Origin of the sequence: Bacteroides caecigallinarum (assembly GCF_016901995.1) — a bacterium.
GTDB classification, from domain to species: Bacteria; Bacteroidota; Bacteroidia; order Bacteroidales; family Bacteroidaceae; genus Phocaeicola; species Phocaeicola cellulolyticus.
The window spans coordinates 25892-38712 of record NZ_JACJLE010000025.1 but is presented as its reverse complement, the minus strand read 5'-3'; the positions used below and the strand labels follow the sequence as shown (position 1 = coordinate 38712).

The following is a 12821-nucleotide window of genomic DNA, read 5'->3' as shown; positions in this document are numbered from 1 at the left end:
AATGAATGAATATGAAATATATTAATTTTATAACAGGCGGAGTATTATTTGCATTGTTATTAGCAGGTTGTTCTGACGAATTTGAAAAAGAACCGATTGTATTGCCAGTAAGCGGTGACGAGATTGAGTTTGGAGCAGCTCCAGGCGGTTTCACAGATGTAAACCCTGAAAGCAGGACTATCTATGATGTTCCGGCAGGTTCAACTTTTGACAACTATACTTTATTGAATATCAAATGGCAATATGGTAAAGATACTGTGCGCGTGTATTGCCCGGAAGCAGCCGAAGGATTCAGAACTGCCGACTATACAGTACAAGAAGCAACAGATGCCTCTTCCGGTACTTCTACAGGATATCTCGTGAAAAACGGTGAAACCGGTGTGCGTTGGGGAGATACAGGACAACCGCATAATTTTTATGCTTTCTATTCGTTGGGCAAGATTGATGAAGGACTTCAGAACGGTACTACAGTGACTGCTACCATTCCTACAGGACAGGAGGGAGGTAAATTGTTGACTTATAATAATGATGGAAACGAAGATCCTAATGGTACATTTAAGATTATCACTCCGGATATGAGCTTCTGTATGATGGCAGGAAAAGGAACGTGGAATCCAGAGGACGATAATCCAGAGGACGATAAGAATGTTGCTTTGACATTTACTCCAATTGTGACGGTGCTTGATGTGCTTATTAATGGACCGGAAGATGTGAAATCCATGAATATTGTTTCCGTTTCTGTAAGAAGCAAATCCGGTAAGAATATCGTGGGTACATTCTCGTATAATTTGGCTGACAACACTTATAATTTTGATGCAACTGACAATAGTCAGACTGCCGCTTCCATTGCAACTGTTCAGACCATAATTGATAATAATCCTGTTTCACTCAAGAAGAATGAACAATTGAATGTTAAATTCTTCTTATTGCCGAGAGACATTAGCAATGGAGATTTGGTGGTTTCTGTACTGACAGAAGGTGGAGTAGTATATAGTAAAACTATATCAGGAAGCAGTACTACTTCTGGGGGTGATGGCGTATTAGGAGCCGGCCTTATCACCCGTATCAAGACTCCGAAACTAGGCGGACAACAGCCAAACAACTGGATGAGCCAGATTCCTGATAATGTACTTTTCTCGCAGTTGTCTCTGCCAGGTAGCAAGCACGCTTTTTCATATAATACAGCTGAAAGTTTTGATCCTAACACTGGTATTTCTCATTATTACCAGGCATTGCCACCATTGGAAATACGTTCGGGTGAAACTGGAACTTTTAAAACCACTCAGTTTGATGAAGGTGTTCGTGTTTTTGATGTGCATCTGAATCTTACAAGTGATAGTCGATACGCTACTCCAATTGTATATGCCGGTGGTGCTAATCTTGATCCAGAATATACATTATCTGAAGTGTTGACTGCATTGAATGAAAAGATACATCCGAATTCAAAACCGGTGACCGAATGTGCTGTGGTCTTCCTGAATTTCGTGAATGGAAAATCTGTTGGAGGTACAGATGATGTTTCTACTTGGTTGTCTGCCGTGATGAATGCACTGGATCGTTGGAATCAAAGTAATTCTCATATACTGACTACTTTTGACGCCAATACTACTATGTTGGACATGAGAGGTCAAATTGCAATTATTATAAATCTTGAGAACAGTGATAATCTACCATCGGGTACTGCTCCTGTGAATTATATTACCGGACTCTCAACCAGTGTGCAGAATACCGGACTTGTTTCTGCAACCTATAGTAGCGGTGCACCAGTACGTATCCAGAACCTGCAGCAGTGCAATAACCCGAATTTTGAGAGTACTGAAGCTGGAAACTTTGGATACCGCGAAGAAGAAGGCATCGGACTTGTTCCTTATTTCATAACAAAGGCGAATTATGATGACCCATCAGTAAGCTGTAATTTGATAGAAACAAAGAAAACTCTGATGAAGCAGATTAACAGTCTGATTGCTTCTAACGCCGGAAATCTGTATATCAATGATTTGTCTGGTTTCTGTGTGACTGCGAATTATTTAAGCACAGGATATGTTACTTATCGTAGAAACGAGAGAGGAGATTGGAATGTATTATGGAATTATGGTGATGATATAAACCTTTATGATTATGCTAAACTTCCAACAGATGGAGATTTTTATAGCTCTTCAGCACCAAGCAATCCTAGCGGAGGCGATGTATGGTATCAAATTCCTCATGTCAACTATTCAGACCTCGGTAACGGCGGTAACACTTGTCTGTTCGCCCAAATATTCAACGCAAAGGCTGTTGATGAATATTCATCGCTTGTAGGCAGCTTGCGCCAGCCGCTGGGTATCATTTTGATGAATTTTGCGGGTGTTGCCACTGTTAAGGAATATGCGGTACAAGGTATTCGTCTTCCGGGATTGATTATGATGAATAACTTCATGTTCCCTCTAAAAACAGGTACAACAACCACAAGGTCATCTTCTGATACCACATATTCCAAAGAAGGAAACGTATGGGATTAATCCATGAGAAGAATGAATAAGATAAAGAAACTTTTATTTCCGGCAGCCGCAATGCTTTTCTTCTGCGGCTGCACGGAAGAATTTATATCCGATACTGAGGTGGTAGGCAATACCACCATTGTTGGGCGTATGGCTGAAAGACCTCATACCCGTACCTGCATTGGGGCTGACGGAACTTCGGATGTGAGCATATACTGGATGCCTGCCGACAGTATCGGTGTATATGGAGCAACCGCAAAAAATGTGTTGTTTGTCAATCAAAATACTACAGCTTCGGCTGAAGGACATTTTGCAGGTTATCTTACTTCTACAACTCCGCTGTATGCCTATTATCCGTATAACAAGGAGAATGCAGGAGCAGACTATACTTCACTGAAAGGAAATCTGCCTTTGGTTCAGCATTTTGATATGTCAACAGGCAGATTGCATGGTGACTACAAGGTGGGCGTTCCGCAAAGTACTCAGTCTGAAGACGGTGCGTATGTATTTGATTTCGAACATCTGTTCTCATTGTTAGAATTCGACATCAATGCTACGGGTACAGCTCTGGAAGGCGATCGTCTGGAACGTATTACACTGACTTTGCCCGATGGCCGTCAGGCAGGAGGAGACTTCACGTTTGACGCTTCTACGAAGAACGTCGTATGGGGTGCTGCTCCGGCAAATGCCAATGTAATTGATATGGTATGGACTGACAAGCCGGCACTGATGAACGGTAGCCAATATAAGGGTTATATCACATGTGCTCCTGTTATCCGTTCTGGTGATGAAATCAAGGTGACCATTATTTCAGAGAAATACGAAGCTACCTTTACTCGTACTGCAAAAATTGATTTTGCAGCCAATGCCTGCTATACTTTGCCATTGACGCTTGCGAATTACACTGAAATTACCGATGGTTCAGGCTTGACACCACGTCCCGGAATAAGTTCGTTTAAGTTTGAAGTGGCAAACAATACCGGCAAGATATTGGGTACCAGACTCGTGGCATGCGAGCTGACTAACGGTGTGACAACTACAACTTCTCCCGTGACAGAAGAATCTTTGACTATAGGTGAGGATAACACCATAACCGGTTGTATCCCATATCTGTATGACTTTAATCTTGTACCGACTTTTGATGTGGCAGAAGGGGTTAAGGTAACAGTGAACGGAGTGGAACAGAAGAGCGGTGTGACAGCGCAGAACTTCAGCAAACCGGTGATCTATACCGTGACTTCCGGTACAGAGAGCCGTGACTATATTGTTACGGTTACTAATACAGGACTGCCTGTAGTAGTGGTGAACCAGTCGGCGTCAATAGCTGGCGGTACTTGGAAGACATGGGCTGAAACCGGATTGCAGATTCGTAGTAAGGACAGCGACTGGCCCGAAGATGACTATATTTCGGTATATAATGCCGATGGTACAGTGAGTGTGGACAATAAGGCTTGCGGACTCCGCTTGCGTGGAAACTCCAGTCAGAGTTATCCGAAAAAGCCGTTTGCCATCAAGATGGTGAAAAAGGCTGCCATGCTGGATATGCCTGAACATAAACGCTGGGTATTGCTGGCTAACTGGATGGACCGTACGATGCTTCGTAACCGCGTAGTGTTTGAGATGGCTCATCAACTGGAAAAAAAGAATGGTGGACAGCTGGCATGGAATCCGCATGGAAAAAATGTGGAATTGATTTATAACGGTATCCATGTGGGTAATTATCTGCTGGCTGAACAAATCAAGATAGACGGTGACAGACTGAATATCAACGATGCTTACGAAGATGTAATTGAGGATAATCCGGCTGCAGTTCCTGCGGATTGCGGTTACCTTTTGGAGTTTGACGACTATTATGACGAGAACTGCCGATTCTTGAGTTCCAAACTGCATCTGCCTTGCATGCTCAAGGATGATGTGCCCTGGGAAAATGGTTCCGCTTTCCGTTCTTATGTAGAAGATAAGGTAAACGGAGTAGATAAGGCTCTGAAACCAGGCTTGTTAGAAGGTGATGCTGATTATTCTGCAGCTGCTGCAATTCTGGATATTCCATCTCTTATTGACTGGTGGTTTGTGCATGAACTGGCTATGAATGGAGAATACCGTCATCCGAAAAGTGTATATATGTATATTGACGGAAAGGATGGTAAACTTTGTGCCGGTCCGGTATGGGATTTTGATTATCAGACTTTCCCGAATCCTGACGGTATTAATTCAATAAGCCGTGAGTTCGGTGGAAATTATGCATCGTTAAGCTATGACGCATCTTCTATGAGCAAATGGCTTTGCAGCAACTATTCGTTTGATAATAGCTGGAATCCTTCTACACCTAACTATGGCGACAAACCATATATGTGGTATCCGTTGCTGTTGCAGCATGAGGAATTCAAGGCAGCGGTAAAGGCGCAATGGCTTGTATCCTATCCGAAACTGCAGCAGGTTGTGGCATCAATCCGTATGTTTGCGGAAGAAAATCGTGTGTCTGATTCATACAATTATGCCATGTGGCCGCTGCTTGACGGCAGACGTACCGCAGAGTTGTCGCCTTACGTCATAGACTTCAGTGGAGACGAGAATATGACATGGGATGAGACCATAGATGCTATGATTAAGTTTTATCAGAATCGTTTGGAAACGATGAACTCATTGATAACTAATGGTAGTTTATGATTTTATTTTATAAAAATAAATATAAAACAATGATAAAGAAAACAATTTTTACCGCAGCCATGGTCTTGGCCGGCGGATGTGCTTTTGCTCAGACAGAGCAAAGCAATAGCGATTTCACTGAAACAGTGGAATACAGTACAGACAAATACAAAGTAGAGACTAACCGTTTTTGGAGTAACTGGTTTATCAGTGCCGGAGCAGGTGGTCAGGTTTACTTCGGTGACCATGACCGTCAGCGCAAGTTCGGCGAACGTATATCTCCTGCACTTGATATAGCGGTAGGAAAATGGTTTACCCCTGGTATTGGTGTACGCCTTATGTATTCAGGTCTTTCTGCAAAGGGTGCCACTCAGAACGGCGCATATCAGAGTGGCGGTCAGATAAGTGGAAAGCCATGGCACGGATACTGGCTGAACGAACAGAAATTCAAGTTCTTCAACTTCCATATGGACGCTATGTTCAACCTTATGAACATTATAGGCGGTTATAAGGAAAAACGTATTTATAGCCTGAGTCCGTATGCAGGTGTGGGTATAGCAAGGGTTACATCTAAACCTAAGAATGCTGAAATTACTGGTCATCTGGGACTTATGAACTCTTTCAGACTTTGTGAGGCTGTTGATCTTAACCTTGACCTGCGCGCTACATTCATCAACGATATGTTCGACGGTGAAGTAGGCGGACGTGGCGGTGAACCTATGCTTACTGCTGCTCTCGGACTTACATATAAGTTCAAACAGCGCGGATGGGACAGAAGCAAGACTATCGTACGCAGCAACGACGGCGCTCTGAAACGTATGAGTGACCAGATAGATGCTCTGAATGCAGAGAACGCACGTCTGCAGCGTGAACTTGCTGATGCAAAGAACAGACCTACAGAAGTTGTGAAGAAATTCACATCAGGCAATCTGTTGATTTTCCGTATAGGCGAAGCTAAACTGTCGAAGGAAGCTCGTGTAAACCTTCAGTTCTTTGCTGAGGCTATTAAGGCAGGCGATCCAGATGCGGTATATACAATTACAGGTTATGCTGATGCCGGAACTGGTAGCAAGAAGACTAACGAACGATTGAGTAAGAAACGTGCTGAGGCTGTTCGTGACTGTCTGGTTAACGAATTCGGTGTTTCAGAATCGCAGCTTGAAATTGACTACAAGGGTGGTGTGGACAATATGTTCTATGATGATCCTCGCTTGAGTCGTGCTGTAATTACTCGTAGCAAGTAAATACAACTTTTTTATCTGATAAATCCAGTCCCTCTGTGCAAGTGATTGTGCAGGGGGATTTTTATGTGCGTATATTTCACTTTGTACTTCTCTCTGTTTGCACTATCTTTAGATAAGATAGGCTTCACCTTGGAATTAAAAGTTGAAAACTTTGTTTTCACTTTGTACTTCTCTCGGTTTGCACTATCTTTGTGACATTCGCATGCACTGCATTTTTAATTATTAATTTTTAATTATTAATTGATTTACATGAAATACCCCATAGGAATACAGAGCTTTGACCGTATTATAAATGACGGATTTGTTTATGTAGATAAGACTGATTTGGTTTACAGTCTGGTGACGGAAGGCTCAATTTACTTCCTTAGCCGCCCTCGCCGTTTCGGCAAGAGTCTTCTTGTGTCAACACTTAAAAACTATTTTCTCGGTAGAAAGGAACTTTTCAGGGGGTTGAAAATTGATGCGCTGGAAAAGGACTGGAATGTGTATCCTGTGTTTCATATGGATTTCAATGGAGGTGAATATACACGTAAAGGTGCATTGAGAAGTGCTATTCTAAGTTATATTACTGCCTGGGAAAGATTGTATGGAATAGAAGGTGGTGACGAAGAACTTAACCTTGGCTTCAGATTCAAGAAGATAATCGAGACTGCTTATAATAAAAGCGGAATGCGTGCGGTGGTACTTATTGACGAATATGACAAGCCTATACTTGATGTTCTGGACTATGACAAGGATTTGGAGGAAGAACACCGCAATATCCTGAAAGGATTCTATTCCACATTCAAAGGGGCTGATGAGTATCTACAGTTTGTATTTCTTACAGGTGTAACAAAATTTTCGCAAGTCAGTGTGTTCAGCGGTTTCAACCAGCCTAAGGATATAAGCATGCACGCTAAGTATGAGACGCTTTGCGGTATATCGCAGGAGGAATTGGAAAGTTATTTCAAGAAGCCTGTAGGGCAGATGGCGGAAGTTTACGGATGTTCTTTAGATGAAATGATGAATAAGTTGAAGGCGCAGTATGACGGTTATCATTTCAGCGACAGAATGACGGATGTGTATAATCCTTTCAGCTTGCTTAATGCGTTTGATTCCGGGAGAATTTATGATTATTGGTTCAAGAGCGGTACTCCGACATATCTGGTTCGCCTGTTGTCGCATTCAAACGAAAATATGAACGAGATAACAGGCAAGTTCTATTCTCCTGAGGAATTTATTGATTACAAGGCGTGTGTGGAACAACCACTGCCTATGATATATCAGAGCGGCTATCTAACTATAAAGGAATTTGATTTGAGGCGTAATAAGTTTTTGTTGGATTACCCTAACTGTGAGGTGAAAAAGGGATTCCTGTCAGTAATAGCTTCAAGTTATTTCAATACAAGAGAGAGTGTGAATTCATGGATTGACAATGCGGTAGATCAGTTGAATGAAGGCAGGATAGACGACTTTCTTACAGGTATGACTTCTTTCCTTGCAAGTATCCCATACACAATGCGCCGTAAAGAGAACGAGCGTGAGAAGGAAAGATATTTCCACTATACTTTCTATTTGATACTGCGACTTATCAGTGTCTATACTGTCTATACGGAGAAGGTACAGAGTTACGGTCGTGTGGACTGCATAGTGGAAACATCGGATTATGTTTTTATCTTTGAATTCAAACTTGACGGTACTGCAGAGGAGGCGGTTCGACAGATAGAAGAAAAAGGTTATGCTTGTGAATATGAATCTGACAGCCGCAAACTATATAAGGTAGGAGCCGTATTCTCGTCTGAAACGGGAACGATAGAGGAATGGATGGTTGGATGACTGTGAGTTTTGTAGTTTTTGTCTATATTTGCAGCCTGAAAATTATATCGAATTATCTATAATATCATAAGATGACTAATTATCTGGATGAACTGAATGAAAGCCAGCGTGCCGCTGTGCTTTATAACGACGGACCTTCGCTGGTAATAGCCGGGGCTGGCTCCGGAAAGACGAGGGTGCTTACATATAAGATAGCTTATCTGCTGGACAATGGTTATGAGCCGTGGTCTATACTGGCACTGACTTTTACCAATAAGGCGGCGCGCGAGATGAAGGAACGTATATCACGTGCTGTAGGTATGGAAAAGGCAAAATATTTATGGATGGGCACTTTTCATTCCATTTTTGCACGGATATTGCGGACTGAGGGTGCGGCGTTGGGATATACATCGAATTTTACTATATATGATTCATCCGATTCAAAGAGTCTTATAAAATCTATCCTTAAGGAACTTAACCTGGATGAAAAGGTGTATAAGCCGGGAGTGGTGCAGGCGAGGATAAGTAATGCAAAAAATCATTTGGTTTCGCCGGAGGCTTATGCGGCAAGCGGAGAGTTCTACAGAGCTGATTCCGAGGCGAAAATTCCTGCAATGAGGGATATATATGTAAGGTATTGCGAAAGATGCCGACAGAGTGATGCCATGGATTTTGACGACCTTCTGGTAAATACTTATCTTTTATTCAAGAATCATACCGACATTTGTGATAAATATGCCGAAAGGTTCCGGTATGTATTGGTGGATGAGTATCAGGATACTAACTTTGCACAGCACAGCATAGTCTTGCAATTGACAAGCAAGCATCAGCGTGTATGTGTGGTGGGTGACGATGCACAGAGTATATATTCTTTCCGTGGCGCGAATATAGACAATATATTGAAGTTCACAAGGCTGTATAATGATGCCCGCCTCTTCAAGCTTGAACAGAACTACCGTTCTACACAATTGATTGTGAAAGCGGCCAATAGCCTTATAGAGAAGAACCGTGAACAGATAAGGAAAGAGGTTTTCTCGGAAAATCAGGTGGGGGAACCTATAACCGTGACGAGCGCATACAGCGATGTAGAGGAAGGAGAGATTGTAGCGAACAAGATTACTTCCATGCACGTGAAGGATGGTTGTCCTTACAGTGATTTTGCTATTTTGTATCGCACAAATGCACAGAGCCGTATATTTGAGGAGGCACTGAGAAAGCGTGCTGTGGCGTACAGGATATACGGTGGTTTGTCGTTCTATCAACGTAAGGAGATTAAGGATGTGATAGCATATTTCCGTCTGGCAGTAAACCCGCATGACGGGGAGGCTCTGAAAAGAGTCATAAACTATCCTGCCAGAGGGATAGGAGATACTACTCTGAATAAGATTATTGCTACAGCGGCACAGGAAGGGGTGAGTCTTTGGACTGTCATTTCGTCTCCTCTTGATTACGGACTGAATATAAATAAAGGTACTCATGCCAAACTGCAGGGCTTCAAGGATATCATAGCGGATTTTGTAAGTAAGGTTGACACATATAATGCCTATGATCTTGGAAAGGAGATTGTTGGAGCGTCAGGTATTATGGCTGATATAATACAGGACACTTCGCCCGAAGGTTTGAGCAGACGTGAGAATATAGACGAACTGGTGAACGGTATGTACGATTTTTGTGACATACGCCGTCAGGAAGGTAATGAAAGGATGTTTCTGACTGATTATCTTTCGGAAGTTTCATTGCTTACCGACCAGGATGGAGAAAAGGACGACAGTGTCCCGAAAGTAACTTTGATGACTATCCATTCGGCCAAGGGACTTGAATTCAGAAATGTCTTTATCGTAGGAATGGAGGAAAACCTGTTCCCGGGACCTATGTCTTCAGATTCTCCCAGGGCTTTGGAAGAAGAAAGAAGATTGTTCTATGTGGCCATAACCCGTGCCGAGGAGAACTGTTTCATTTCGTATGCAAAGAACAGGTATAAATATGGTAAGCCGGAGTTCTGTAATCCGAGCCGCTTCCTCAAGGACATAAACCCTGCTTTTCTGAAGATGCCTGCTGATAGTGGGTTTACATCCGTGCGTAATGAAGGATATACAAAACGTAACTATGAACGTGGCTATGAAAGGAATGAAACTTACAGGAGTAGCGGACCTTCGATGTTCGATGGTGGTGAGATGCCTCAGGAACCGGTGAGATTTGTCAAACCTGTGCCTCCGAGAAATCTTAAAAGGATTGTTCCGGTGTCACAAAATCCGGCGGTGAGCCGTAGTGCTGAGCCGGGTAAAGCTGATACGCACGGTGTGGAAGTTGGTCGTCTGATAGAACACGAACGTTTCGGCAGGGGAGAGGTCGTGCGGCTGGAAGGCAGCGGCGACAATTGCAAGGCGACTGTAAGATTTGAAAATGCCGGCGACAAGCAACTGTTATTGAAATTTGCACGTTTTAAAATTATTGGATAATTAAGATTATGGATTTGACTAAGGTGCCTTCTCCATGTTATGTAATGGAAGAAGAACTGCTCAGGAAAAATCTGAGCCTGATAAAAAGTGTGGCCGACAAGGCTGGGGTGGAGATTATTTTAGCTTTCAAGGCTTTTGCCATGTGGAAGTCTTTTCCGATATTCCGTGAGTACATAAACTATACTACGGCAAGTTCGGAGTATGAGGCACGCCTGGCATTCGAAGAGTTTGGAAGTAAGGCTCATTCTTATTCGCCGGCATATACTGAGGAAAACTTCCCTGCATTTCTGAAATACAGCAGTCATATAACATTTAACTCGCTTTCTCAATTCAACCGCTTTTATCCTATGGCTAAAGCCTCGGCTGAAGACGTTTCATTGGGAATACGTGTAAATCCTGAATATTCTGAGGTGGAAGTGGAATTATATAATCCGTGTGCTCCGGGTACACGTTTTGGTGTGACTGCGGATATGCTTCCGGAAACGTTGCCGGAGGGAATTGAAGGATTTCATTGTCACTGTCATTGCGAGTCCAGTTCGTATGAGCTTGAAAGGACATTAAAGCATATCGAGAAGAAGTTTTCACGTTGGTTCCCTCAGCTGAAATGGCTTAATTTGGGAGGAGGACATCTGATGACTCGCAAGGATTATGATGTAAATCATCTGATAGGCTTGCTTCAGGGGCTGAGACAGCGCTATCCTAATCTCCATATAATACTTGAACCGGGATCTGCGTTTACGTGGCAGACAGGACCTCTTGTGGCTTCGGTTGTTGATGTGGTTGAAAGTAAGGGAATACGCACAGCAATACTTGATGTAAGTTTCACATGTCATATGCCGGACTGTCTGGAAATGCCATATCAGCCGGCTGTTCGCGGAGCTGAGTCGCTCCCTGCTGATGCGGTGAAAATATCTTCGCCGGAAGACCATGTTTACAGATTGGGAGGCAACAGTTGTCTGAGCGGGGACTATATGGGCAGCTGGAAATTTGATCATGAATTGCGCGTAGGAGAAAGAATAGTGTTTGAAGATATGATACATTACACAATGGTTAAGACAAATATGTTCAACGGTATTCATCATCCTTCGATAGCTATACTTCATTCTGACGGGGAATTGGAAGTTTATAAAACTTTCCGTTACGAAGATTATAGAGACAGAATGTGCTGATTTAGGCGGTTTGCGGTGAAACTCATAATTTCATTGCAAACCGTTCTTTTTTTACATGTATTGATACTCAATAACTTGTAACTTTTCGAGAAAAAAATAATAAAAAAAGTGTTCAATTGTTTTGGTGGTTTCAAAAAAAGCTATACCTTTGCACTCGCAATCGGGAAAACAACTAACGATTGATTAAACAATGCGGAAATAGCTCAGTTGGTAGAGCATAACCTTGCCAAGGTTAGGGTCGCGAGTTCGAGTCTCGTTTTCCGCTCAAAAAAAAGAAAAATTGACATTTTGAACAAGATGCGGAAATAGCTCAGTTGGTAGAGCATAACCTTGCCAAGGTTAGGGTCGCGAGTTCGAGTCTCGTTTTCCGCTCAAAAACAAATCTAATGAGGTTTGCGTTTTGCCCAGGTGGCGGAATGGTAGACGCGCACGTTTCAGGTGCGTGTGTCGAGAGGCATGCAGGTTCGAGTCCTGTTCTGGGCACAAATCTTAAAGGATTGACGGAGGAATGGCGGAATTGGTAGACGCGCTACTTTGAGGGGGTAGTGACAGTTATGTCGTGTGAGTTCGAGTCTCATTTCCTTCACGAATAATAATTGCGGAAATAGCTCAGTTGGTAGAGCATAACCTTGCCAAGGTTAGGGTCGCGAGTTCGAGTCTCGTTTTCCGCTCAAAGAGAGAAATCGGTTTGCGCTGGTTTCTCTTTTTTTTATGTCCGTCCTAAAAAAAATTGTGGTGTTAAAGAAAAAAGTAAGCTAAATCTATTCTTTTTGTCAGGCATTCAGTATATTTGCCACGCAAAATAATAAAGACTGACTTACATGAAAACTTATGACATTTATTTTTCAGATGACGACTCTTATGATAATAAAGGGTTCTCATTAAAAACTATGGAGAAGGCTATACATATGGCCGAAGATATGCTGGAAAAGGGAAATGCTTTTACTGAACAGTATGCGGGAGGAACTATTTCTGTAGTTGATTCTGACGGCGAAACAGTATGGAGCAAGCCTATTCCGGAATAACAGA

7 protein-coding genes and 5 tRNA genes are annotated in these 12821 nt (G+C 42.7%); all 12 read left to right on the top strand.

The window, feature by feature from the left end; genetic code table 11:
* Positions 1-11 precede the first annotated feature (11 nt).
* Positions 12-2501 (top strand): hypothetical protein, encoded by a 2490-nt coding sequence (locus H6A61_RS08085; protein WP_204392709.1) that lies wholly within the window; start codon positions 12-14, stop codon positions 2499-2501.
* A 12-nt stretch (positions 2502-2513) separates the two neighbouring features.
* Positions 2514-5147: a CotH kinase family protein gene (locus H6A61_RS08080; protein WP_204392707.1), complete on the top strand. Its 2634-nt coding sequence runs from the start codon at positions 2514-2516 to the stop codon at positions 5145-5147.
* A 29-nt stretch (positions 5148-5176) separates the two neighbouring features.
* Positions 5177-6370, top strand: coding sequence for an OmpA family protein (locus H6A61_RS08075; RefSeq protein ID WP_204392705.1), 1194 nt, complete (start codon positions 5177-5179; stop codon positions 6368-6370).
* Between the two features lie 249 nt (positions 6371-6619).
* A complete protein-coding gene (locus H6A61_RS08070) occupies positions 6620-8185 on the top strand; it encodes an ATP-binding protein (protein WP_154044554.1) in 1566 nt (521 codons plus the stop codon).
* Between the two features lie 71 nt (positions 8186-8256).
* Complete coding sequence (locus tag H6A61_RS08065; RefSeq protein WP_204392703.1) at positions 8257-10623, top strand: ATP-dependent helicase; 2367 nt, start codon at positions 8257-8259, stop codon at positions 10621-10623.
* A gap of 8 nt (positions 10624-10631) precedes the next feature.
* Positions 10632-11792 carry a carboxynorspermidine decarboxylase gene (gene nspC / locus H6A61_RS08060; protein ID WP_239469151.1) on the top strand — a complete coding sequence of 387 codons (1161 nt, stop codon included), beginning with the start codon at positions 10632-10634 and terminating at the stop codon, positions 11790-11792.
* A gap of 192 nt (positions 11793-11984) precedes the next feature.
* Positions 11985-12057: transfer RNA gene (locus H6A61_RS08055), tRNA-Gly, on the top strand.
* 34 nt (positions 12058-12091) lie between these two features.
* A tRNA-Gly gene (locus H6A61_RS08050) sits at positions 12092-12164 on the top strand.
* A gap of 30 nt (positions 12165-12194) precedes the next feature.
* A tRNA-Leu gene (locus tag H6A61_RS08045) sits at positions 12195-12275 on the top strand.
* Positions 12276-12294: 19 nt separating this feature from the next.
* A tRNA-Leu gene (locus H6A61_RS08040) sits at positions 12295-12378 on the top strand.
* A gap of 12 nt (positions 12379-12390) precedes the next feature.
* Positions 12391-12463 (top strand) — tRNA-Gly (locus H6A61_RS08035).
* Positions 12464-12613: 150 nt separating this feature from the next.
* Positions 12614-12817: a hypothetical protein gene (locus H6A61_RS08030; RefSeq protein WP_154044557.1), complete on the top strand. Its 204-nt coding sequence runs from the start codon at positions 12614-12616 to the stop codon at positions 12815-12817.
* The last annotated feature ends 4 nt before the right edge of the window (positions 12818-12821 follow it).

What these genes read in the sequence shown, in the direction of transcription:
- H6A61_RS08075 (WP_204392705.1), top strand. Translation starts at nt 5,177, where the DNA reads ATGATAAAGAAAACAATTTTTACCGCAGCCATGGTCTTGGCCGGCGGA.
- nspC (WP_239469151.1), top strand. Translation starts at nt 10,632, where the DNA reads ATGGATTTGACTAAGGTGCCTTCTCCATGTTATGTAATGGAAGAAGAA.
- H6A61_RS08085 (WP_204392709.1), top strand. Translation starts at nt 12, where the DNA reads ATGAAATATATTAATTTTATAACAGGCGGAGTATTATTTGCATTGTTA.
- H6A61_RS08070 (WP_154044554.1), top strand. Translation starts at nt 6,620, where the DNA reads ATGAAATACCCCATAGGAATACAGAGCTTTGACCGTATTATAAATGAC.
- H6A61_RS08030 (WP_154044557.1), top strand. Translation starts at nt 12,614, where the DNA reads ATGAAAACTTATGACATTTATTTTTCAGATGACGACTCTTATGATAAT.
- H6A61_RS08080 (WP_204392707.1), top strand. Translation starts at nt 2,514, where the DNA reads ATGAATAAGATAAAGAAACTTTTATTTCCGGCAGCCGCAATGCTTTTC.
- H6A61_RS08065 (WP_204392703.1), top strand. Translation starts at nt 8,257, where the DNA reads ATGACTAATTATCTGGATGAACTGAATGAAAGCCAGCGTGCCGCTGTG.